The sequence below is a fragment of the Pseudomonas sp. PDM16 genome (assembly GCF_014851865.1).
Classification (GTDB): Bacteria; Pseudomonadota; Gammaproteobacteria; order Pseudomonadales; family Pseudomonadaceae; genus Aquipseudomonas.
In genome coordinates this window covers 145,768-169,058 of the sequence record NZ_JACVAM010000007.1, presented here as the reverse complement: position 1 = coordinate 169,058, position 23,291 = coordinate 145,768, and the positions used below count along the sequence as shown (strand labels likewise).

Below are 23,291 nucleotides of genomic sequence, written 5' to 3'. Positions count from 1 at the left end.
GATGCCCGTCATTCAGTCCGAACTCGACGTCCACGGCGACAGCTTCGCGCAGAACCGCGAGGCCATGCTGGCCGCCATCGCCAGCTTCCGCGACGTCGAACAGAAGGTGCTGGACAAGGCCTTCGAGGCCAAACCCAAGTTCATCAAGCGCGGCCAGTTGCTGCCGCGCGAGCGCATCAACCTGCTGCTCGACCCCGGCGCGCCGTTCCTCGAACTGTCCTCGTTGGCCGGCTACAAGCTGCACGACGACAAAGACGGCACCCAGGCCGGCGGCGGCATCATCGCCGGCATCGGCTACGTGGCCGGCGTGCGCTGCCTGGTGATCGCCAACAACAGCGCGATCAAGGGCGGCACCATCTCGCCCACCGGGCTGAAGAAATCCCTGCGCCTGCAGCAGATCGCCGTGGAAAACAAACTGCCGGTGATCACCCTGGCCGAAAGCGGTGGCGCCAACCTCAACTACGCCGCTGACATCTTCGTCGAAGGCGCCCGCGGCTTCGCCAACCAGGCGCGCATGTCGGCCATGGGCCTGCCGCAGATCACCGTGGTGCACGGTTCCAGCACCGCCGGCGGCGCCTACCAGCCGGGCCTGTCGGACTACGTGGTGGTGGTACGCGGCAAGGCCAAGATGTTCCTCGCCGGCCCTCCACTGCTGAAAGCCGCCACCGGCGAAGTGGCCACCGATGAAGAACTGGGCGGCGCCGAGATGCACGCCCAGGTCGCCGGCACTGCCGAATACCTGGCCGAGAACGACGCCGACGGCGTGCGCCTGGCCCGTGAAATCACCGGCCTGCTGCCGTGGAATGCGCAACTGCCGGCGCGCCCGGCCAAGGTTTACAGCGAGCCGCTGTACCCGGCCGAAGAACTGCTCGGCATCGTCCCCGCCGACGCCAAGAAGCCCTACGACGTGCGCGAGATCGTCGCACGCATCGCCGACGGCTCGGCCTTCCTCGACTTCAAGAACGAGTTCGACAGCCAGACCGTTTGCGGCCACCTGGCCATCGAAGGTCAGCCCTGCGGCTTTATCGGCAACAACGGGCCGATCACTCCGCGCGGCGCGGCCAAGGCCGCCCAGTTCATCCAGCTGTGCGAGCAGAGCAACACGCCGATCCTGTTCTTCCACAACACCACCGGTTTCATGGTCGGTACCGAGTCCGAGCAGAACGGCGTGATCAAGCACGGCTCCAAGCTGATCCAGGCGGTGGCCAACGCCACCGTGCCGAAGCTGACCATAGTGGTCGGCGGCTCCTACGGCGCCGGCAACTACGCCATGTGCGGCCGTGGCCTCGACCCGCGCTTCATCTTCGCCTGGCCCAACAGCAAGACCGCCGTGATGGGCGGCGCCCAGGCCGGCAAGGTGCTGCGCATCGTCACCGAGGACAAGCACCGCAAGGAAGGCAAAGAGGCCGACCCGAAGATGCTCGACATGCTGGAAATGGCCACCGCGCAGAAGCTCGACAGCCAGTCCACCGCGCTGTACGGCACCGCCAGCCTGTGGGACGACGGCCTGATTGACCCGCGCGACACGCGCAAGCTGCTCGGCTTCCTGCTGGACATCTGCGCAGAAGCCAATGTGCGCCCCCTCAAATCCAACTCGTTCGGCGTCGCCCGCCTGTAACCCTTCGGAGAACAATAAAAATGATCTTTACCCAAGAACACGAAGAGCTTCGCCGCACCGTCCGCAACTTCGTCGAGCACGAAATCAATCCGCACGTCGACGAGTGGGAAAAGGCCGGCAAATTCCCCATGCACGAGATCTTCAAGAAGGCCGGCGACCTCGGCCTGCTGGGCATCTCCAAGCCGGAGAAATTTGGCGGCATGGGCCTGGACTACAGCTACTCGGTGGTCGCCGCCGAAGAGTTCGGCACCATCCACTGCGGCGGCATCCCCATGGCCATCGGCGTGCAGACCGACATGTGCACCCCGGCCCTGGCCCGCTTCGGCTCCGATGAGCTGCGTGAGGAGTTCCTGCGTCCCGCCATCGCCGGCGACATGGTCGGCTGCATCGGCGTTTCCGAAGTCGGCGCCGGCTCCGACGTGGCCGGGCTGAAGACCACCGCCCGCAAGGACGGCGACGACTACGTGATCAACGGCAGCAAGATGTGGATCACCAACTCCCCGTCGGCCGACTTTATCTGCCTGCTGGCCAACACCAGCGACGACAAGCCCCACGTCAACAAGTCGCTGATCGTGGTGCCGATGAACACCCCGGGCATCACCCTCAGCCCGCACCTGGACAAGCTCGGCATGCGCAGCTCGGAGACCGCCCAAGTGTTCTTCGACAACGTGCGCGTACCGCAGCGCAACCGCATCGGCCACGAAGGCGCCGGCTTCATGATGCAGATGCTGCAGTTCCAGGAAGAGCGCATGTTCGGCGCGGCCAACATGATCAAGGGCCTGGAGTACTGCGTCGACAGCACCATCGAGTACTGCAAGCAGCGCCACACCTTTGGCACCCCGCTGATCGACAACCAGGTCATTCACTTCCGCATGGCCGAGCTGCAGAGCGAGATCGAGGCCCTGCGCGCCCTCGTCTACCACGCCACCGAGCTGTACGTGAAAGGCCGCGACGTGACCAAGCTGGCCTCCATGGCCAAGCTCAAAGCCGGCCGCCTGGGTCGCGAAGTGACCGACAGCTGCCTGCAGTACTGGGGCGGCATGGGCTTCATGTGGGACAACCCGGTCTCGCGCGCCTACCGCGACGTGCGTCTGGTGAGCATCGGCGGCGGTGCCGACGAGATCATGCTGGGCATCATCTGCAAGCTGATGGGCATCCTGCCCGGCAAAAAGAAGGGCTGAGGAAGCGATCATGGCCGAACTGCCGAACTGCCAAACCCTGCTGCTGGAACAAGTCGAGGGCGTGCTCTACGTCACCCTCAACCGCCCGGAAAGCCGCAATGCCATGAGCCTGGCGATGGTCGAAGAACTGCGCGCCGTGCTGCGCGCCGTGCGCAACGACCAGACCACTCGCGCTCTGGTGCTGCGCGGCGCCGACGGCCACTTCTGCGCTGGCGGCGACATCAAAGACATGGCCGGTGCGCGAGCCAAGGGTGGCGATGCCTACCGCGAGCTGAACCGCGCCTTCGGCAACCTGCTGGAGGAAGCCCAGTACACACCGCAAGTGCTGGTCGCCGTGCTGGAAGGCGCGGTGCTCGGCGGCGGCTTCGGTCTGGCCTGTGTCTCCGATATCGCCATCGCCCACCAGGGCGCCAAGTTCGGCCTGCCGGAAACCAGCTTAGGGATTCTGCCGGCGCAGATCGCCCCCTTCGTGGTCAAGCGTATCGGTCTGACTCAGGCCCGCCGCCTGGCCCTCACCGCCGCCCGCTTCGACGGCGCCGAGGCCTTGTGTCTGGGTCTGGTGCACTTCAGCGAAGCCGACGACCAGGCCGTGGTCGACCGCCTCGCCGAATGCCTGCAGCAGGTGCGCCAGTGCGCACCGGGCGCAAATGCGGCGACCAAGGCCCTGCTGCTGGCCACCGAAACAGAAAACCTCGGCAGCCTGCTCGACCACGCCGCCGGCCAGTTCGCCGAAGCGGTGCTGGGCAGCGAAGGCGCGGAAGGCACCATGGCCTTTGTGCAGAAGCGCAAGCCGAAGTGGGCCCAATGATGGATTGGACCGATCGGCATTGCCGACCGTAGCTCGTAGGGTGGATGTCGCTTTCTACATCCACCAAGAACACCGTCCGGTGGATCGATAAAGCGCGATCCACCCTACGTAAACCACTGCGGTTTGAACGGCAGGAGTAGAACAACAACATGGCTGCATTCAACAAGATTCTGATCGCCAACCGCGGCGAGATCGCCTGCCGGGTCATGCGCACCGCGCAAGACCTTGGCTACCGCACCGTGGCGGTGTACTCCGCGGCAGACGCCGGCGCGCGCCATGTGCAGCTGGCCGACGAGGCCGTGTGCATCGGCCCGGCGCAGGTCAACCAGTCGTACCTGGTGATCGATAACATCATCGCCGCGGCGCAGAAGACCGGCGCCGATGCCATCCACCCCGGCTACGGTTTCCTCTCCGAGAACGCCGACTTTGCCCGCGCCTGCGAGGCGGCCGGCATCGTGTTTATCGGCCCGACCGTGGAAGCCATCCACCTGATGGGCAGCAAGCGCCTGTCCAAGATCGCCATGCTCGAGGCTGGCGTGCCCTGCATTCCCGGCTACGAGGGCGCGGCGCAGGACGACGACACCCTGAGCCGCGAGGCGGCACGCATCGGCTACCCGCTGATGATCAAGGCCAGCGCCGGCGGCGGTGGCCGTGGCATGCGCCTGGCGCACGAGTCCAGTGAGCTGCTGGCGCAGATCCGCACCGCCCGCTCCGAAGCGCAGAACGCCTTCGGCTCCGGCGAGCTGATTCTCGAACGCGCGGTGATCCGCCCACGCCACGTGGAAATCCAGGTGTTCGGCGACCAGCACGGCAACATCGTTTATCTGGGCGAACGCGACTGCTCGGTGCAGCGCCGCCACCAGAAAGTGGTTGAGGAAGCGCCCTGCCCGGTGATGACACCGACGCTGCGTAAAGCCATGGGCGAAGCGGCAGTGAAGGCTGCAGCCTCGGTCAACTATGTCGGCGCCGGCACCGTGGAATTTCTCCTCGACCAGAGCGGCGAATTCTTCTTCCTGGAAATGAACACCCGCCTGCAGGTCGAACACCCGGTCACCGAGCTGATCACCGGGCAAGACCTGGTCGCCTGGCAGATCCGCGCCGCCGAAGGCCAGCCGCTGCCACTCAGGCAGGAGGAAATCCGCCTCACCGGCCACGCCATGGAAGTGCGTTTGTACGCCGAGGATTCCGCGCACAACTTCCTGCCGCAGACCGGTGAAGTGCTGCGCTGGGAACCGGCGCTGCTCGACGGCATCCGCATCGACCACGGTCTGGTCGAAGGCCAGGCCGTCACCCCGTTCTACGACCCGATGCTGGCCAAGGTCATCGCCTACGGCGCCACCCGCGACGAAGCCCGGCGCAAGCTGGCCCGCGCGGTCGAGGACTGCGTGCTGCTCGGTGTCAACGGCAACCAGCGCTTCCTCGCCAACCTGCTCAAGCACCCGGAGTTTGCCGCCGGCCATGCCACCACGGCGTTTATCGGCGAACATTTTGCCGACGACCCGAGCCTGAGCCCGCAGGCGCCCGCTGCCAGCGAGCTGGCCACTGCCGCCGCCCTGCTCTACCAGGCCTCGGCCAATGCCCGCGCGCACCAGGGCGGCTTGGCTGGCTGGCGCAATGCCGGCGGCGCGCCGTGGAGCTTCGTGCTCAAGCAGGGCGAGCAGAAACATGCAGTCGAACTGCAAGTGCTCGAGCCCGGCACGCAGCCGCTGCTGCGTGCGCAGGTCGGCGAGCAATCCGTTGAGCTACGCCTGCTGGCCAGCGATGGCCGCTGGGCCAGCCTGGAGCTGGACGGCATCCGCCAGCGCCGCGCCTATCACCTGGCAGGCGAGCGTGTCTGGCTGTACGGCCACAACGGCAACCTGGAGCTCACCGACGTCACCCACGAACCGGCCGGCGGGCAAAACGCCGCCAGCTCCGGCACGGTCAAAGCACCGATGGATGGCGCCATCGTCGAAGTGCTGGTAGCCGAGGGCGAGCAGGTCAGCAAGGGCCAACTGCTGGTGGTGCTGGAAGCGATGAAGATGGAGCACCCGCTCAAGGCCGGCATCGACGGCGTGATCCGCCGCGTGCAGGTCAGCCAGGGCGACCAGGTGAAGAATCGCCAGCTGCTGGTGGAAGTCGAAGCCGCGGAAGCCTGATGTAGGGTGGATGACGCTTTGTTCATCCACCACAACGCCACCTTGGTGGATGAACAAAGCGTCGACTACGCGCCCCGATCCACCCTACTCGAACAACAAGCCACGGAGCACGAACATGTCCCTGCAAGGTAAAACCCTGTTCATCACTGGCGCCAGCCGCGGCATCGGCCGCGAGATTGCGCTCAAGGCCGCCGCCCAAGGCGCCAATATCGTCATCGCTGCCAAGAGCGCAGAACCGCACCCCAAGCTGCCCGGCACCATCCATACTGTGGCCGCCGAGGTCGAGGCCGCCGGTGGCAAGGCCCTGGCCCTGCAGCTGGACGTACGTGACGAAGCCGCAGTGAAAGCCGCCATGGCTCAGGCCGCTGAGCACTTCGGCGGAATCGATGCGCTGATCAACAACGCCGGGGCGATCCGCCTGATCGGTGTCGAGCACCTGGAGCCCAAGCGTTACGACCTGATGTTCCAGATCAACACCCGCGCGGTGATGGTCTGCAGCCAGGCAGCCCTGCCCTACCTTAAGGACAGCCGCGGCCACATTCTCAGCCTGTCGCCGCCGCTCAACCTCGCCCCTCAGTGGTTCTCCAGCTACAGCCCGTACACCACTACCAAGTACGGCATGAGCATGCTGACCCTGGGCATGCACGAGGAATTCAGGAAGTACGGCATCAGTGTCAATTCGCTGTGGCCGAAGACAGTGATCGCCACTGCCGCCATCGAGTATGAGGCCGGTGGCCCGGCCGTCATGAAGGCTGCACGCCTGCCGGCGATCATGGCTGACGCTGCCTGCGCCATTCTCGCCAGCAGCGAGCGCACGATCAGCGGCCGCCTGCTGATCGATGAAGAAATCCTCCGAGAGCAGGGGCAGACCGACTTCGAACATTACCGCTTCGACCCAACCGGCAAGCTGATGACCGATCTGTTCGTGGACTGACAGCTCTTCCCCGCACCGAGGCCTCCTGAGCCTCGGTCACCCCTGGAACAATCGCCGCCAACCGCAGTCTATCCGCCATCTGTTATCCCGACTCGCCCAGCCATAGGGGAGGCGAGAGCATGCTCGGATATGCCAGAAGGCCTGGCTTCTTCGATCGCTGGCATCGCTGCATCTGTAGCACTGCACTCGTACAGACGAAACTGTGCTGCTGGCAAATTCGTTTCCTGTATCGATACACCGCGTTACAACTTGTCTACTGTTACGGTTCAGTAGCGGAAGGAATGCCATCATGACCAGTTTGTTGCTCTATCAGCGCATCGCCCAGTTGCTGGCGGAGGACATTCGTCGCGGTGTCTATCAGCCTGGAGAACGCGTGCCGTCCGTGCGCAAGATGAGCTCGCAGCTCAGCGTCAGCCACGCCACCGTGCTACAGGCCTACGCCAACCTGGAGGACATGGGCCTGATTCGCGCCCGCCCACAATCGGGTTTCTACGTCCACCAGACCGCCGGCCTGACTGCAGCCACACCCGACATTGCGCGCGTCGAGCGCCCGGCCATGGTCACCCGCAGCAGCATCATCAGCCAGGTGCTCACCGAGTCACGCCAGGATGGGGTGTTCCCACTCGGCGCTGCGGTCCCCCACGTGGACTACCTGCCGGTACGCTCACTGCACCAGCAGCTGGCCAAGGTAACCCGCTTCCAGAGCCCACGCGCCTTCAGTTACATGTTCAGCCCCGGCTACGAGCCACTGCGTCGCCAGGTGGCGATCCGCATGCGTGACGCCGGCGTGGTGGTCGATCCATCCGAGGTAGTGATCACCCATGGCTGTGTGGATGCCATTCATATGTCGCTGCGGGTGGTGACCCAGCCCGGCGACCTGATCGCCGCCGAGTCGCCGACCTACTATGGCCTGCTGCAGCTGGCCGAGGTGCTCGGCCTCAAGGTCATCGAGATCCCCAGCGATCCGTCCACCGGCCTCAGCCTGGAGGCCCTGCAGCTGGCCGCCAACCAATGGCCGATCAAGGCCCTGGTGCTCACCGCACGGCTGAGCAATCCGTTAGGCGGCAGCATTCCCGAGGAGCGGCAGAAGCAGCTGCTGCGTCTGACCGCCGACCATGGCATCCAGGTAATCGAGGACGATATCTACGGCGAGCTTCTGTTCGAACCGGGTCGCAGCAAAGCGCTCAAGGCACATGACCGCGACGACCAGGTGATCTATTGCTCGAGCTTCTCCAAAACCTTGTCGCCCGGCGTTCGCATCGGCTGGATCATCGCGGGTGGCTACCAGGAGGAAGTGGAGCGCCTGCAGACCTTCAGTACCCACTCAGCCTGCAGCGTGACGCAGATGGGCGTGGCGGCCTACCTGGAGAACGGCGGTTACGACCGCCACCTGCGGCATATCCGCCAAGAGTATCGCAAGAACATGACCGCCTATCAGCTGGCGGTACAGCAGCACTTCCCGGAAGGCACGCAGATGACACGGCCGTATGGCGGTTTCATCCTCTGGGTCAGCCTGCCCGGCAAGGTCAGCTCCCAGGAGCTGCATGTGCGGGCACTGCAGCAAGGTATCAGCATCGCGCCAGGGCTGATCTTCAGTAATACCGAGCAGTTCAACAACTGCCTGCGCCTGACCTGTGGTGTCCCGTGGAACCGCGAATCCGAGCGGGCGATCATGACGCTTGGCATGCTCGCCAAACAGATCTGTCAGGAAAACACATCGGGTTAACCCGAACGCATTGCTGCTGGCGTCTACTCGGTCGAATGGACTTTTCGCCCGAGGAGAACCCGCCATGTCCAGCATCACCGTTCTGATCCGCCAACCCCTGCTCGCCGGCTTCGGCGCCACCCTGGTGCTGGGCCTGGCGGCCTGCAGCGCTTCCAACGATGAGCCCGCCACCAGCGTCGTGGTGCCCAAGGCTGCCGAGTCCAAGATGAAGCAGGAGGCGCTGCACGAAGAGGTAGACGCCAACGCCTCCTACTCCGCTCAGCCGTCGGTGGTGGCCGGCGCCATGGAGGCGCGCAAGGCCATGCCGCAGAACATGCCGATGATCGCCCCGGCAGCGCCGCTGGCCGATAGCGCTGCCTTCGGCTATCAGGATGTCTACCGTGAGCAGTACCAGAAGATCGAGAGCAGCCCGGTGCAGGCCGTGGCCCAGCAGCCGGTATCGACCTTCAGCATCGACGTGGACACCGGTGCCTACGCCAACGTGCGCCGCTTCCTCAATGACGGCAGCCTGCCGCCCAAGGATGCGGTGCGCCTGGAGGAGCTGGTCAACTACTTCCCCTATGCCTACCCCAAGCCTGATGGCGACGTACCGTTCAGCGTTGCCACTGAATTGGCGACCACGCCGTGGAACCCCGAGACCCGTCTGTTGCGTGTGGCGATCAAGGCCGCCGACCTGAGCGCCGCCGAGCTGCCGCCGGCCAACCTGGTGTTCCTGGTCGACGTGTCCGGCTCCATGGACCGCCGTGAGGGCCTGCCGATGGTGCAGAGCACCCTCAAGCTGCTGGTCGATCAGCTTCGCCCGCAGGATCGCGTGGCCCTGGTCACCTATGCCGGCAATGCCAGCGTGGTGCTGGAATCCACCGCCGGTAGCGAGAAGGCCAAGATTCGCGCGGCCATCGACCAGCTCACTGCGGGCGGCTCCACCGCCGGCGAGTCGGGTATCCAGCTGGCCTACCAGGAAGCGCAGAAGGGCATGCTCAAGGGCGGCATCAACCGTATCCTGCTGGCCACCGATGGCGACTTCAACGTTGGCATCAGCGACTTCGAGACGCTCAAGCAACTGGCCGCCGACAAGCGCAAGACCGGTGTGTCGCTGACCACCCTCGGCTTCGGTACCGACAACTACAACGAGCAGTTGATGGAGCAGCTGGCCGATGCCGGCGACGGCAACTACGCCTACATCGACAACCTGCGCGAGGCGCGCAAGGTGCTGGTTGACCAGCTCAGCTCGACCCTGGCGGTGGTGGCCAAGGACGTGAAGATCCAGGTCGAGTTCAACCCGGCCGAGGTCAGCGAATACCGCCTGCTGGGCTATGAGAACCGCGCCCTGAAGCGCGAGGACTTCAGCAATGACAAGGTCGACGCTGGTGAGATCGGTGCCGGACATACCGTCACCGCCCTGTACGAAGTAGTGCCGGTGGGCGCCAAGGGCTGGCTGGAACCGCTGCGCTATGCCCAGGCCAAGGAACAGGGCAAGGCCGGCGAGATCGCATGGCTGCGCCTGCGCTACAAGGCGCCGGAAGGTGGTGCCAGCAAGCTGGTCGAGCGTCCGATCAGCAAGGGCGAGGCGACGCCGATCGCCAAGGCCAGCGATGACCTGCGCTTCGCCGCCGCGGTGGCTGCCTTTGCCCAGCAGCTCAAGGATGCCAAGTACACCGGCAACTTCGGTCTGGCCGACAGCGCCAAGCTGGCCCGTGGGGCCAAGGGTGAGGACCCGTTCGGCCTGCGTGGCGAGTTCGTGCAGCTGGTCGAATTGGCGCAGAGCCTGCAAACTCCGCAAAACGTTCAAGTCAGGGCCGACTAATTGAACCAACCACTGAAGGACGATGACGCCGCGCTGTTGCGGCGTTATCGCAATGGCGAGGCGGCGGCGTTCGCCCAGCTCTACGAGCGCCATCGCCTAGGCCTGTTCCGCTTCCTCCTCGGCCTGTGCGGTGACCACGCACTGGCCGAAGAGGTGTTCCAGGACACCTGGATGAGCCTGATCCGCAGCGCCAGCGAGCAACGCGAGGCGGTGCTGTTCAAGACCTGGCTGTACCAGATCGCGCGTAATCGCCTGATCGACCATTGGCGCAAGAGCGGGCGCCACCAGGGAAAGCTCGATGAGTACGACGAGGCGCAGCACGCCAGCGCCGACCCTGGCCCCGGCCCCGAGCAGCAGCTGCTGCTCAGTCGCGACCAGGAACGCCTGCAGGCGGCACTGGCCGACCTGCCGGAGGAGCAGCGCGAAGTGTTCCTGCTGCGCGCCCACGGCGACCTTGAACTTCACCAGATCGCCGAACTCACCCGTACTCCGGCGGAAACCGTGAAGAGCCGCCTGCGTTATGCGCTGAACAAGTTACGTCGGCTGCTGGCCGATCCGGCTTCGGCCGAGGAGGTATCCGCATGAGCCAACACGACCAAGATCTGCCGCAGGAACAACAGCTGCTGGAGCACTTCCGCAAGCACAGCCAGGGCGAACCGTCTGCCGCGCTGGACGCGATGATCCTCGCCGCCGCCCGTGAGGCACTGGCGCAACCGCGACCGAGCTGGTCGCAGCGCCTGCATGCCTGGCTGTTCGGCGCAGGCAGCCGCACCCGCTGGTCCATGGCCGTGGCCGGCCTGGCAGTGTTCGGCATCGGTCTCAACCTGGCCCTGCAGAATCGCGAGCAGCTACCGCAGTCCTACGATGCGCCGCCGGCACTGGCCAGTGCACCGGCGCCAGCAGCACAGGCAATGGAGCCTCAAGGCGTCGAGAGGAAGAAGGCCGAACAGCATCAGGAATCGAATACCGCGTTCGCCGTCTCTCCACCGGCAGCGGCTGCCCCGCGACAGATGGCTCCTGCCAAACCGCAAGCTGCGTCGCCCGCCGGCATCGTGACCGATGCAGTGCGCCAAGACGAGCCGGGGATGGCTGCTGACGATACCCCGCTCGAAGCAAAGGCCAAGGCGACTCGGCAACAGGCACAAGCCGCTGCCGAATCCGTCGATGGGCAGATGGTATTGGCCGAAGAAGCTACGCCCCTGGAGGAACGTCTGCGCCACGTGCTGCGCCTGCGTGCGGAAGGGCAACGCGAACAGGCCGATCGGCTGCTTGTCGAGATTCGCAAGCAGCATCCAGATCGCGATCTGGATGCAGAGCTGGCACGTCTGAAGCGAAACTGACCTCAGCCCGAACCGTCCATGCCCTGGAATGAGCGGTTCGGTGCAATATGGCGTAACCCCGTAGCCTTGCCAGGAAGCACTTCAAGCGCGAGCATGGGATATCGACATGAAAACCTGTCCGCCATGAAAGTTTTCCAGATACTTCCCCTGTTCCTGGCCTTTGGCCTGCTGATGGCCTGTGACGAGCCACCCAAGCCAGTGCCCCCGCCTCCGCAGCCACCTGCAGCCGAGCCTGAAAAAGCTGTTGTGACTCCAACTCCTCCGGCACGCCCTGCGCCAGAGAAAGCAGAGAAACCCAAGCCCAAACAGGTCGCCACTCCGCCCAAGACCAGCAAGCCAGCCTCCAAGCCCAGCGCCAGCTCGGCTGTAGCACCCTCGGTAAAAGAGCCACTGCCACCTCTGAAGCTCGATCTGTATTTGCCTGACGAACTGGTGGAGACACTGGAGCCCGGCGAACCCATCGACCCACCGAAGCCCCTGTTGCCGCCAATGTTCATCGAAAAACCGACCCAGCCAGGCCCCTATCAGTTGAATGGTCGGCTGATCACCAATGATCGAGGCGACGACTACTGGGACTCCGTGGAGGGGGCCGAGCTACAGATCGAATTCCGTAACTGAGGTCCGATCAGTCCTGCGGATACCACCTCGGCGTATACACCCACTCCCCGCCACCCTGGCGCGGGAAGCGCCGGGTCTGGCTGGAGCCGATGATCACCAGGGTGCGCATATCTACCAGTTCCGGGGTCAGCTCGCCGAGGGTGAGCACACACAGGGCCTCGGCCGGGCGGCCGATGTCGCGGCCGAGCACCACCAGGGTCTGCGGTTCTCGGTGCTGGCGCAGCAGGTCGAGGGCACGGCCTAGCTGCCAGGGCCGCGCCTTGGAGATCGGGTTGTAGAAGGCCATGGCTAGATCCGCAGCGGCCGCATGCTGCAGGCGCTTCTCGATCACCGTCCAGGGCTTGAGGTTGTCGGATAGAGAGATCAGGCAGAAGTCGTGGCCCAGCGGCGCGCCGGCGCGGGCGGCGGTGGCCAGCGCTGCGGAGATGCCGGGCAGCACTTCCAGCTCGACGCCCTGCCAACCTGCATCGCTGGAACCCTCCAGCGCCTCCATCACCGCCGCGGCCATGGCGAACACGCCTGGGTCGCCGGAGGACACCATCACCACGCGGCGGCCCTGCGCGGCCAGCTCGAAGGCGTGGGCAGCGCGCTGCAACTCCTCGCGGTTGTCGCTGGCGTGCAGGCATTGGTCGGTGCGATAGGGGCCGGCCATGGTCACGTAGGTCTCGTAGCCGAGCACGTCCTCGGCCTCATCCAGCGCGCGGCGCACGGCCGGGGCCAGCAACTCGGCGCAGCCAGGACCGATGCCGACCACGCCAAGGCGACCACGCGGACGGCCAATGGCGGCAGCGGTTTGCGGGCTCTCGGCCAGATGCAGGCTCAGGCCCGGCACCTCGTAGCAGGCCGGCGGCAGCGTCGTGTTCGGCTCGATAAAACGCAGCGGCACCTTCAGCTCGGCAACGGCCCGCTCGGCGAACGGCAGCGAACGTCCTTCGCCCTCGACCAGCAACGCAGCCAGGGCCACCTCGGCCAGACCAGCCTCGGCTAGCGCGGCGCGCAGATGAGCTACCAGCTCGACAGAAGGCTCGGCGCAACGCGCCAGCAGCCGGCGCGGATGGATCAGCAACACATCGTCACCGCTGGCCGCAGCCACATCGATACGCAGGCAGCGCTCACCCTCGGCATCCAGCGGCAGATTGGCCTGCTGCAGCCAGGGCGCCTCACCCTCGACGCGCAGACGCGCGCCGCCGAGCAGATCGCTGACCAGGCGCTTGCCCTGCTCCAGATCGGCCAGGGCGTAGCCCTCTGGCGGGTCGAGCAGGCAGGTGCCGAAACGCAGCTCGCCGCTGGTAGTGATGGCCGGCGCCACCGCCAGCCACTCGCCCAGCTCGCGGGCCAGACGGTTGACTCCGGCCAGGCCGCCGAGCAGCGGCACCACGGCGCTGCCGTCTTCGGCCAGGGCCAGCACCGGCGGCTCCATGCCCTTCTCCACCAGGGCCGAAGCCAGGCTACGAATGACGATGCCGGCGGCGCACAAGGCGATGATCGGCGTGCCTACGCGATACAGGCCGCGCAGGTGTTCGGCGAATTCGCGGTAGCTCTCGTCGACCTCGTCCACCCGCCCGGCCAGGCCGTGGATGCGCGCCTGCGGATAGCGCTGCTGCACGCGGCGTGCGGTGGCCAGCGCCGAGGCGCCGAGGATGACGATGGCGGCGGGATTCATGGACTCAGCCACGCCACTTCTCCCCCGGCACCAGGATCATCGAGAAGTACGGCGAGGCCAGCGGGTCCACCTCGTCCAGCGGCACTATGTGCTGGTTGTCCATGGTGGCGCGCTCCACATAGTGGGCACGCTCGGCCAGGCCGAGGCGTTGCAGCACACGACGCACCTTGTCGAAGTTGCGGCCGAGCTTCATCACCACGGCGGCCTCGGCAGTGCGCAGGCGCTGCTCCAGTTCCTCTTCCGGCAGCACGCCGGAGAGCACGCTCAAGGATTGGTTGCGATAGACCAATGGCGTGCCCAGCACCGAGGCGCAGCCGAGCATGGAGCAGACGCCGGGTACTACCTCGGCCTCATAGCGCTCGGCGAGGCGGTCGTGCAGGTACATGTAGGAGCCGTAGAAGAACGGGTCGCCCTCGCAGATCACCGCCACGTCGCGGCCAGCGTCCAGCTCGGCGGCGATCTGCACGGCGCAGGTGTCGTAGAAGTCGGCGATCACATCCTCATAGGTCAGCGGTGGCTCCAGTTTCTCGGTGGTCACCGGGTAGACCAGCGGTAGGCGGCGCTGCTCATCGGTCAGGTGCTGCTCGATGATGCCGAAGGCGTTGCCGCCCTGGCCCTTGCTGGCCTTGGCCCTGGCCACGAAGTAGCCCACCACCGGCGCGGACTGCAGCAGGCGCAGGGCCTTGAGAGTGATCAGCTCCGGATCACCGGGGCCGACGCCGAGGCCGAGCAAACGTCCCTTGCGCATCACTCCACCTCCGTGGCCAGGGCGTTGACCGCGGCGGCGGCCATGGCGCTACCGCCACGACGGCCGCGCACTATCACGTAGGGCACGCCGCGGCTGTCGGCAGCGAGCATGTCCTTGGATTCGGCGGCGCCGATAAAGCCCACCGGCATGCCGAGGATCAGCGCCGGTTTGGGTGCGCCGGCGTCGAGCATTTCCAGCAGGTAGAACAGCGCGGTGGGCGCGTTGCCGATCACAACCACGCTGCCTTCCAGGTGCTCGCGCCAGTGTTCCAGGGCAGCCGCCGAGCGGGTGTTGCCGAGATCACGGGCCAGCTGCGGCACGTCCGCTTCGTTGAGGGTGCAGATCACCGGGTTGTTGGCCGGCAGGCGCGCGCGGGTAATGCCCTCGGCGACCATGCGCGCATCGCAGAGGATCGGCGCACCCTTGGCCAAGGCCGCGCGGCCGGCAACGCCGGCACCGGGCGAGAAGCGCAGGTCCTGCACCACGTCGACCATGCCGCAAGCGTGGATCAGGCGTACGGCGAGCTTTTCCAGGTCAGCCGGGATGGCACTCAAATCAGCCTCGGCGCGGATGGTGGCGAAGGACTGGCGATAGATCTCCTGACCATCGCGGATGTAATCGATCATTCGGAGTTTCCTGCGGCGAGGTACTCGCCGGCTTGGTCGATATCGAGGGACGTCGCCAGCAGGCGGCCGAACCCGGCCTGGCCCTGCTCGCGGCGATAGAGGTCATAACGGCCGCCGGGCTGGGCCAGCAGCGTGTAGGGCGCAACATGGGCGGCGGCGCAGCTGCGCGGACAGCCGCTCAGATGCACCTGGGTCGGCCCATTTGGGCCAAGGCGCTTGGCCAGACGCAGGGCATCGGCCTTGGTGTCCGCCGCTGCCTTGGCGCAGCCGGCGCTGCCGCTGCAGGCGAGCAGGCGCGCCAGTGGCGCGCGGGTATCCAGTAGTAGGCCGAGATCGCTCATGGCCTGGGTCACGGCGGCCTGGCGCTCGGCGGGCACATCCGGCAGCAGCACGCCTTGCCAGGGCGTGAGACGCAGCTCGCCGCTGCCCTCTGTTTCCGCCAGATCGGCCAGGGCCTGCAACTGCTCGGCCTGCAACCGGCCAAGCGGCGCGCCGGCCAGCAGCATCACCCGCCCTGGCTGGGCCTGGGCATGCACACCCAGTGGCACGCCCTCCGTCGCTGGGCTGGTGAAGCCCGGCGTCGCGCGCTGGAAGACGGATGGCAGACGAGAGAGAAATGCCTGCGCCGGCAGCTCGGCCAACAGCTGACGCAGGCGCGTGTGTTCGCCAGCCAGCTGGAGGAACAGGTGCAATAGAGCTTCTACCAACTGCACCGCCTGATCCACCGCGACCACCCCCAGCACATCACCGCGCGGGCAGCCGGCCAGGCCGAAGGCCAGTTGCGTGCCGCCGGGCAAGGCTCTGAGCCAGATATCGTGCGGGTGGTCGAGCATGGCCAGAGCCTCGCCGCCATCCAGCTGCACGGCGAACTTGGGCGACAGCTCGCGAAACGCGGGCACGTCCTGCAGCAGCGCCAGCAGTTGTTCGGCCAGCGGGCGGGTATCGAGATGGGCGGCCGGATCGCGACCGGCGGCGGGGCTGATCAGCACATTGCGCACATCGTCGGCATCCGCGTGACGCGGGCCGAGGCCGGCGTCGAGCAGTTGCTGCACCAGCGCGCCTTGGCATGCCTCGCGTACGCCGCGAATCTGCAGATTGCTGCGATTGGTCAGCTCCAGCACGCCGCTGGCATGGGTGCGGGCGACCTCAACCACGGCTCGGGCCTGGGTACTGGTGAGCAGGCCGCCGGGCAGCTTGACCCGGCAGATGCCGCCATCTTTCGCCGGCACGACGCGCCACAGCCCCGGGCAAGGTGAGGGCCTCGGTGTGAAAACGGCAGAGAGAGAGTCGGATTTCAAGCGGCCACCGGCAACGAACGACGCGGCGACCGAACCAGCGGAACCCACGGAGGGATTCCTTGGCATCGGTACACCCCGCCCGATGTTGGCACTCGCGACTGCGTCGTCGGCAGGTCTCCTGGCTGACAGGTCGTCATCGCTGCACGGCCTTCCCGATTGCTCAGTGGCATGTGTGTGTGGAGCGACTCGCTGCTTACAGTTGCGGGGGCAGCCACGGCTTGTACCGTGTTCCCTCTTAGGCCCGCTGGTTCCTCTGAAAGAACCGGGCACCGACGAAGGCGCTATTATGCCCGCTTTTAGCGGCACCGGGCCAAACCCGCGCGTCGTTCCGCAAGACATCGAGGAGACACAGATGACGGCCTGGCTGACGGTAGTGGGCATCGGCGAAGACGGCTATGCCGGCCTGGGCAAGGCGGCGCGCCGCGCGCTGCTGGCGGCCGAGTGCATCGTCGGTGCGCCGCGCCAGCTCGACCTGCTGCCGCCATGCATCCGCGCCCCGCGACAGAGCTGGCCAAGCCCCTTCAGCCTGGAGCCGGTGCTGCAACGACGCGGTACGCCGACCTGCGTGCTGGCCAGCGGCGACCCCATGCTCTACGGCGTCGGCGCCAGCCTGGCGCGCCAGCTGGATCAGGGCGAGATGCTGGTGCTGCCGGCGCCCTCCTCCTATTCCCTGGCCGCCGCGCGCCTGGGCTGGCCACTGCAGGACGTAACCCTGCTGTCGGTAGTGGCGCGCCCGCTGACCGCCGTCGCTCGCCATTTACATGACGGCCAGCGCCTGCTGATTCTGTGCAACGATGGCAACAGCCCGAGTGCCATTGCCGCTCTGCTGCGCGAGCGCGGCTTCGGCGCCAGCCGCCTGAGCGCGCTGGAGCATCTGGGCGGCCCGCTGGAGCGACGCATCGATGGCCTGGCCGCCGACTGGAATATCGACCAGGTCGCCGCGCTCAATCTGCTAGCTGTCGAATGCCGCACCGATGCCGGCGTGCAACCGCTGCCACTGACCATCGGCCTGCCCGACGACGCCTACCGCCACGACGGCCAGCTGACCAAGCGCGACGTGCGCGCCATCACTCTGGCCCGCCTGGCGCCACGGCCCGGTGAATTGCTGTGGGATGTCGGCGCCGGTTGCGGTTCGATCGGCATTGAGTGGCTGCGCAGCCATCCGAGCTGCCGGGCCATCGCCATCGAGGCCAACGAAGGTCGCCAGCAACTGATCGCGCATAACCGCGACGCCCTCGGCGTACCGCAGCTGCAGCTGGTGGCCGGCGAGGCGCCGGAGGCACTGGCCGGCCTCGACTTCCCCGACGCCATCTTTATCGGCGGCGGCGTCACCGTGCCCGGCGTGCTGGAGCTGTGCTGGCAGGCGCTGAAGCCTGGCGGCCGGCTGATTGCCAATGCCGTGACCCTGCAAAGCGAGGCGATGCTGGTGGCCTTCCGCGAACAGCATGGCGGCGAGCTGACCCGCATCGCCGTGGCCCAGGCCCAGCCACTGGGCGACTTCGACACCTGGCGCAGCGCCCTGCCCATCACCCTGCTGCAAGTACACAAGCCGTGACCCGCGTGCTGTTGCTCGGCGGCGTCGGCGATGCGCTGCGCCTGGCCCGGCGCCTGGGCTCCGAGCACCTGTACAGCCTGGCCGGTCTGGGCAAGGTGCCGGACGATCTGACCTGCCAGGTGCGCGTCGGTGGCTTCGGTGGTGCCGAGGGCCTGGCCGAGTTTATTCGCACCGAAGGCTTCGATCTGTTGCTGGACGTCACCCACCCCTATGCCGCGCAGATCAGCGCCAATGCCGCCGTGGCCGCGCGCCTGGCCGGCGTGCCCTGCTGGGCGCTGCGTCGTCCCAGCTGGCAACCACAGCCTGGTGACGACTGGCGCGAGGTGGCCGACTGGGCCGCGCTGATCTCGGCGCTGGAGCCCTTCCGCAAGCCCTTCCTCACCCTCGGCCGCGAGCCGCTGGCGCATCTCGACGAGATTCCCGCGCACCAGCACTGGACCCTGCGCCTGCTCGATGCCCAACCCGAGCATCCACACGCCCGCTGCATCGCCGCGCGCGGCCCGTTCACGCTCGACGATGAACGCGCGCTGTTCGCCGCCGAAGGCTTCGATGTGCTGGTGAGCAAGAACAGCGGTGGCAACGCCACCGAGGCCAAGCTGCAGGTCGCCCGCGAGCGCGGCTTGCCAGTGCTGATCCTGCAACGCCCGCAACTGCCCGAGGTGGAGCACGCCTTCGCCGATCCCGAAACCCTGTGGCAGGCGCTGCAGCCGCTGCTTTGAGAACACCCGATGAAGACCGAAACCTACGCCCGCGTATTGTTCGCCGGCCCAGATCTGAGCCACGGCAGCTTCGCCGAGCTGACCCGCCGCCAGTTCACTGAACAGTTCGGCGCCGCCGTGCTGGGCGATCTGCTCGACACCAATGCTGGCCACGATGAGCTGTGGGCGCGAGTACGCGAATGCCTGAGCAGCACAGAGCTGCCCCTACTAGTCGTCGATCTCGACCCGCTGGGCAGCAGCCAGCAGCTGGACTGGCTGCGCGGCGAGTTGCAGGCACGGGCCGGCGAGCGTGCCGACCAGCTATTCGTCTGCGCGGGCAATGCCGAGGACGTGGCGACGCTGGCCGCACTGCTCCAGCAGCCGGAAAAACACCTGGGCTGCGTGGACGTGCCGCAGCTGCCGGAGTCTCACGCCTGGTCGTGCATCCCACCGCACCGCTATCGCGTGCTGCTGTGCAACGGCCCACGCTGCACCCGCCGCGGCGCCCTGCCCCTGTGGAAGCTGCTGCGCGAGGAGCTGAAGGCGGCCGGCCGTTTGGAGACCGAGGATGGCGTGCATATCACCCGCACCCAATGCCAGTTCCCCTGCGACCAGGGGCCAACCCTGAGCGTCTACCCAAGTGGCGAGTGGTATCGGATACGCGATGCGGCCGAGGTGAAGCGCCTGGTGCAGGAGCACTTCGTCGAGGAGCGCGCCGTGCCCGAGCTGATCATGCGCATGTAGGGTGGGTGAGCCTGCGCCGCTCCAGGCTATCGGTGCGCATGGCGCACCCTACGGGGCGCAGTGCTCGCCAGGGACTTCGATATGCACAGGGTATGCCTGCCAGACGGGTTACTCCTGCCCTACAAATAGACCACCCGGAAACGAAACCGGCCGCTCTGGGCGGCCGGTCGGGGATCACAGGTTCATCACGTCCAGGAAGCGTGGCGTGGCGCTGTCGTCGATCTTCAGGCTCTGGAAGTCGAACAGGTTGCGGTCGGCCAGTTGCGACGGCACCACGTTCTGCAGGGCGCGGAACATGATCTCGGTGCGGCCCGGGCTCTTGCGCTCCCACTCCACCAGCATCTCCTTGACCACCTGGCGCTGCAGGTTTTCCTGCGAGCCACACAGGTTACACGGGATGATCGGGAATTCCTTCATCACCGAGTAGGCCTCGATGTCCTTCTCGTTGCAGTAGGCCAGCGGACGGATCACCACGTTGCGGCCGTCGTCGGACAGCAGCTTGGGCGGCATGGCCTTCAGCGTGCCGCCGTAGAACATGTTGAGGAAGAAGGTTTCCAGGATGTCGTCGCGGTGGTGACCGAGGGCCATCTTGGTTGCGCCGATCTCGTCGGCGTAGGTGTACAGGGTGCCGCGGCGCAGGCGCGAGCACAGCGAGCAAGTGGTCTTGCCCTCCGGGATCTTCTCCTTCACCACCGAGTAAGTGTCCTTCTCGATGATGTGGTACTGCACGCCAATGGATTCCAGGTAGGCCGGCAGCACGTGCTCGGGGAAGCCGGGCTGCTTCTGGTCCATGTTCACTGCAACGATCTCGAACTGGATCGGCGCCACCTTCTGCAGGTACAGCAGCACATCGAGCAAGGTGTAGCTGTCCTTGCCGCCGGACAGGCAGACCATCACCTTGTCGCCATCCTCGATCATGTTGAAGTCGGCGATGGCCTCGCCGACCTGGCGACGCAGGCGCTTCTGCAGTTTGTTCTGGTTGACCGAGAGGGTGCTGGGCATGGTGCGGGCGGATCCGGCTGGAGTCGAAAAGCTGGCCATTTTACGCACAAAGCCGGCGCTAGGCAGCCCGTGTTAGGCTGATCGGATGAACGACCTCAATCCTGCCCTCGACCTGCCCGACCAACTGCATGAACTGCTTCGCGAAACGCCCGCCGGCATCAGCGAGTTCCAGCTGATCCGGCAGCTCAAGGCGCGTCACTCCACGCACATTCCCAACCTCGAACTGGCCGACAAGCTGGTGCTCTACCGCACCCACTTTCTGCTGTTCAACGCCTTGTACCTGCTGCGTGATCGCCTGTGGCAGGCGCAAAGCGCGCACCTCGACATCAGCCCGGTGTGCGTGCAGCTGCAACCCTGGCGACCGGGCCCCGCCGCGCTGGCCGAACACGACCCGCTGCGTGACTACTATCTCAATCTGCAACATTTGCGCGACACCACAGAGCGTGATGTGGAGAAGCTTTTGTCCAGCTTCTGGACGCGCATGCAGGGCGGTGACGAGAAGCGCGCGGCGCTGGAGCTGTTCGAGCTGAATGGCGACCAGCCGCTCAATCTCGCCACCATCAAGCAGCGCTACCGCCAGTTGGTGAGCATTCACCACCCCGACCGTGGCGGCAGCACCAGCCGGCTGCAGTCGATCAACCTGGCGATGGAAATACTGCAGCGCTATTACGGCTGATCCTAAGAGAGCGATTCGCTCTAAAGCCACGGTTCATGCGGGCTGCAGCCTTCTCCTATACTGCGGCATACGGTCGCAGCCAAATCGGCCTGCACCCGGATAGCGCTGGTCATGCGCGCCGGGCGCTCCGCCTAGAGCGATCGACAATAAAAAGAGGAGGTGTCTGCATGATCCACCATGTTTGGGGGCTCTTCACCCATCCCGACCAAGAGTGGCAGGAAATCCGTGGCGAGGAAGAATCCATCAGCCACATGTACCTGACCCATGTTCTGATTCTGGCCGCCATACCCGCGCTCTGCGCCTACTTCGGCACCACCGAAGTGGGCTGGCGCATCGGCGATGGCGAAGCGGTCAAGCTCACCGCCACCAGTGCGATGCAGATGACCATCATGTCGTACCTGGCGATGATCGCCGGCGTCGCCGTGATGGGCGCCTTCATACATTGGATGGCACGCACCTACGACTCCAACCCGACCTTCACCCAGTGCGTCGTATTCGCCGCCTACACCGCTACTCCGCTATTCGTCGGTGGTGTCGCCGCGTTGTACCCCAGCCTGTGGCTGGGCATGCTGATCGGCACGGTGGCGGTCTGCTACACGGTGTACCTGCTGTATGCCGGCATACCGACGTTCATGGGCATCTCGCAAGACGAAGGCTTCATGTTCTCCAGTTCGGTACTGGCCGTAGGCCTGGTGGTGCTGGTAGCAATGATCGCCTGCTCGGTCATCCTCTGGGGCTTCGGCGTAGGTCCCGTCTACATCAGTTGATCGACACCAGCAGAAACAAGGCCGCCCACGGGCGGCCTTTTGCTGTGCCGCCCGCCCGGAAAGTTGAACCCCAGCGGCCATGCCGTGGCTCTAAGGCTATGAATAGCCGCCCAGAGGAGCACGGACCATGACTCCGCATTTCTTTACCCTTTTCACCCGCCCGGATGCCGCCTGGCACGAGATCCGCCAGGAAGAGGAGCAACACAGCAGCCACTACCTGGGGCACCTGCTGTTGCTCGCGCTGATCCCTGCCGTCAGCCTGTTCATCGGCACTACCGAGATGGGCTGGAGCCTGGCCGGCGACGAACGAGTACGCCTGGACGAGCGTAGCGCTCTGCTGTTGTCGCTCAGCGTGTACGTCACCGCCCTGGCTGGCACATTAATCATGGGTGGTTTCGTCCGCTGGATGTCCCGCACCTTTGACACCCGCCCTACGCTGAACCAGTGCATCGGCTTCGCCGCCTATACCGCCACGCCGTTCTTCCTGGCCGGCCTGGCGGCGGTCTACCCGAGCCGCTGGCTGGCGGTGATCGCGCTGGGGCTGGCCTGTGCCTATTCGACCTTCCTGCTGTTCGTCGGCCTGCCAACCTTCATGCGCATTCGCCAGCAGCAAGGCATGGTTTACGCCGGTGCGGTGTGGGCGGTGGCGGTACTGGCCGTGGTGACGCTGCTGGTGTCGGCCATCCTGCACTGGCACTACTACACCGATCCGGTGTACGAGCGCACGGCGCCCGACCAGGGCTACTCGACACGCGAGGAGCGTCCCTCGGTCTACGAGCAGCAACACAGCAGGGACTGACGCGACCAGCGGCTAGTTTGGCCAGCACGGGCAATGCGGCATAATCGCCGCATGCCCGAATTGCTCCATACCCGCGTCGAAGTCTGCTACCGGCAGGCCGAAGATTTCTTCAAGCGCTCGTTCCCCCGTCCTGAGGTCAGCTTCAGGCTGCGCGGCCAGAAAGCCGGCGTGGCGCATCTGCACGAGAACCTGCTGCGCTTCAATCCCAAGCTGTATGCAGAAAACCGCGAGCACTTCCTCAAGCAGACAGTGGCTCATGAGGTGGCACACCTGATCGCCCATCAGATGTTCGGCGGGCGTATCCAGCCCCATGGCGAGGAATGGCAGCTGATCATGCGTGGCGTCTACGAGCTGCCGCCGGATCGCTGCCACAACTACGATATCGGCCGGCGCAAGGTCACCCGTTACCTCTACCTGTGCCAGTGCCCGGATGGCGAGTTCCCCTTCTCCAGCCAGCGCCACAGCCTGGTCAGCAAGGGCCGCCGCTATTTCTGCCGGCGTTGCCGGGCGACCCTGGTATTCAGCGGTGAGCAGAGGGTCGAATAACC

Annotated in this window: 22 protein-coding genes and 1 riboswitch; of the genes, 17 read left to right on the top strand and 5 right to left on the bottom strand. The window is 65.9% G+C overall.

Annotation, left to right across the window (positions count from 1 at the left end):
- Window position 1 precedes the first annotated feature (1 nt).
- The 10 genes from atuC to IB234_RS21440 all read left to right on the top strand — a co-directional run bounded on the left by atuC (window position 2) and on the right by IB234_RS21440 (window position 12,167).
- A complete protein-coding gene (gene atuC / locus IB234_RS21485; RefSeq protein ID WP_192321846.1) occupies window positions 2–1,618 on the top strand; it encodes a geranyl-CoA carboxylase subunit beta in 1,617 nt (538 codons plus the stop codon).
- 20 nt (window positions 1,619–1,638) lie between these two features.
- The gene (gene atuD / locus IB234_RS21480) at window positions 1,639–2,799 is read left to right on the top strand and encodes a citronellyl-CoA dehydrogenase (RefSeq protein ID WP_192321845.1); all 1,161 of its coding nucleotides are present in this window, start codon (window positions 1,639–1,641) and stop codon (window positions 2,797–2,799) included.
- A gap of 10 nt (window positions 2,800–2,809) precedes the next feature.
- Window positions 2,810–3,607 (top strand): enoyl-CoA hydratase/isomerase family protein, encoded by a 798-nt coding sequence (locus IB234_RS21475; RefSeq protein ID WP_192321844.1) that lies wholly within the window; start codon window positions 2,810–2,812, stop codon window positions 3,605–3,607.
- Between the two features lie 149 nt (window positions 3,608–3,756).
- Window positions 3,757–5,745, top strand: coding sequence for a geranyl-CoA carboxylase subunit apha (gene atuF / locus IB234_RS21470; RefSeq protein ID WP_192321843.1), 1,989 nt, complete (start codon window positions 3,757–3,759; stop codon window positions 5,743–5,745).
- A gap of 115 nt (window positions 5,746–5,860) precedes the next feature.
- Entirely contained in the window at window positions 5,861–6,679 is an 819-nt protein-coding gene (locus tag IB234_RS21465; protein ID WP_192321841.1) for an SDR family oxidoreductase, read from the top strand.
- Between the two features lie 289 nt (window positions 6,680–6,968).
- Window positions 6,969–8,405 (top strand): PLP-dependent aminotransferase family protein, encoded by a 1,437-nt coding sequence (locus tag IB234_RS21460; protein ID WP_192321839.1) that lies wholly within the window; start codon window positions 6,969–6,971, stop codon window positions 8,403–8,405.
- A gap of 64 nt (window positions 8,406–8,469) precedes the next feature.
- Entirely contained in the window at window positions 8,470–10,209 is a 1,740-nt protein-coding gene (locus IB234_RS21455) for a vWA domain-containing protein (RefSeq protein ID WP_192321836.1), read from the top strand.
- Entirely contained in the window at window positions 10,210–10,794 is a 585-nt protein-coding gene (locus tag IB234_RS21450; RefSeq protein WP_192321834.1) for an RNA polymerase sigma factor, read from the top strand. It abuts the gene before it with no gap.
- Entirely contained in the window at window positions 10,791–11,549 is a 759-nt protein-coding gene (locus IB234_RS21445) for a hypothetical protein (RefSeq protein WP_192321832.1), read from the top strand. The genes IB234_RS21450 and IB234_RS21445 overlap by 4 nt, the downstream gene beginning before the upstream one ends.
- Before the next feature lie 246 nt (window positions 11,550–11,795).
- Window positions 11,796–12,167 (top strand): hypothetical protein, encoded by a 372-nt coding sequence (locus tag IB234_RS21440; RefSeq protein ID WP_192321830.1) that lies wholly within the window; start codon window positions 11,796–11,798, stop codon window positions 12,165–12,167.
- Window positions 12,168–12,174: 7 nt separating this feature from the next.
- Here the strand turns inward: IB234_RS21440 and cobJ are convergent, their stop codons facing one another.
- The 4 genes from cobJ to cobG are packed head-to-tail and all read right to left on the bottom strand — an operon-like array spanning window position 12,175 to window position 16,502.
- Window positions 12,175–13,830, bottom strand: coding sequence for a precorrin-3B C(17)-methyltransferase (cobJ, locus tag IB234_RS21435; RefSeq protein ID WP_192321943.1), 1,656 nt, complete (start codon window positions 13,828–13,830; stop codon window positions 12,175–12,177).
- A gap of 4 nt (window positions 13,831–13,834) precedes the next feature.
- A complete protein-coding gene (locus IB234_RS21430) occupies window positions 13,835–14,578 on the bottom strand; it encodes a precorrin-2 C(20)-methyltransferase (RefSeq protein ID WP_192321828.1) in 744 nt (247 codons plus the stop codon).
- The gene (locus IB234_RS21425; RefSeq protein WP_192321826.1) at window positions 14,578–15,204 is read right to left on the bottom strand and encodes a precorrin-8X methylmutase; all 627 of its coding nucleotides are present in this window, start codon (window positions 15,202–15,204) and stop codon (window positions 14,578–14,580) included. The genes IB234_RS21430 and IB234_RS21425 overlap by 1 nt, the downstream gene beginning before the upstream one ends.
- Window positions 15,201–16,502 carry a precorrin-3B synthase gene (gene cobG / locus IB234_RS21420; protein WP_412547945.1) on the bottom strand — a complete coding sequence of 434 codons (1,302 nt, stop codon included), beginning with the start codon at window positions 16,500–16,502 and terminating at the stop codon, window positions 15,201–15,203. The genes IB234_RS21425 and cobG overlap by 4 nt, the downstream gene beginning before the upstream one ends.
- 90 nt (window positions 16,503–16,592) lie before the next feature.
- Window positions 16,593–16,791, bottom strand: a riboswitch (cobalamin riboswitch).
- Window positions 16,792–16,854: 63 nt separating this feature from the next.
- On the opposite strand from cobG, the gene cbiE reads away from it, so the two are divergent.
- The 3 genes from cbiE to IB234_RS21405 are packed head-to-tail and all read left to right on the top strand — an operon-like array spanning window position 16,855 to window position 19,499.
- Entirely contained in the window at window positions 16,855–18,057 is a 1,203-nt protein-coding gene (gene cbiE / locus IB234_RS21415) for a precorrin-6y C5,15-methyltransferase (decarboxylating) subunit CbiE (RefSeq protein WP_192321822.1), read from the top strand.
- On the top strand, window positions 18,054–18,776 hold the full coding sequence (locus IB234_RS21410) for a cobalt-precorrin-6A reductase (RefSeq protein WP_192321820.1): 723 nt from the start codon (window positions 18,054–18,056) through the stop codon (window positions 18,774–18,776). Before cbiE ends, IB234_RS21410 begins: the two co-directional genes overlap by 4 nt.
- Before the next feature lie 9 nt (window positions 18,777–18,785).
- Window positions 18,786–19,499 (top strand): (2Fe-2S) ferredoxin domain-containing protein, encoded by a 714-nt coding sequence (locus IB234_RS21405; protein ID WP_192321818.1) that lies wholly within the window; start codon window positions 18,786–18,788, stop codon window positions 19,497–19,499.
- 174 nt (window positions 19,500–19,673) lie between these two features.
- Here IB234_RS21405 and ttcA read toward each other — a convergent pair whose 3' ends face one another.
- Window positions 19,674–20,501 carry a tRNA 2-thiocytidine(32) synthetase TtcA gene (gene ttcA / locus IB234_RS21400; protein WP_192321816.1) on the bottom strand — a complete coding sequence of 276 codons (828 nt, stop codon included), beginning with the start codon at window positions 20,499–20,501 and terminating at the stop codon, window positions 19,674–19,676.
- Window positions 20,502–20,586: 85 nt separating this feature from the next.
- On the opposite strand from ttcA, the gene IB234_RS21395 reads away from it, so the two are divergent.
- The 4 genes from IB234_RS21395 to IB234_RS21380 all read left to right on the top strand — a co-directional run bounded on the left by IB234_RS21395 (window position 20,587) and on the right by IB234_RS21380 (window position 23,289).
- On the top strand, window positions 20,587–21,177 hold the full coding sequence (locus IB234_RS21395; RefSeq protein WP_192321814.1) for a DNA-J related domain-containing protein: 591 nt from the start codon (window positions 20,587–20,589) through the stop codon (window positions 21,175–21,177).
- A 167-nt stretch (window positions 21,178–21,344) separates the two neighbouring features.
- A complete protein-coding gene (locus IB234_RS21390) occupies window positions 21,345–21,944 on the top strand; it encodes a Yip1 family protein (RefSeq protein WP_192321811.1) in 600 nt (199 codons plus the stop codon).
- A 127-nt stretch (window positions 21,945–22,071) separates the two neighbouring features.
- A complete protein-coding gene (locus IB234_RS21385) occupies window positions 22,072–22,743 on the top strand; it encodes a Yip1 family protein (protein WP_192321809.1) in 672 nt (223 codons plus the stop codon).
- Between the two features lie 33 nt (window positions 22,744–22,776).
- Complete coding sequence (locus tag IB234_RS21380) at window positions 22,777–23,289, top strand: SprT family zinc-dependent metalloprotease (protein WP_192321807.1); 513 nt, start codon at window positions 22,777–22,779, stop codon at window positions 23,287–23,289.
- Window positions 23,290–23,291 lie beyond the last annotated feature (2 nt).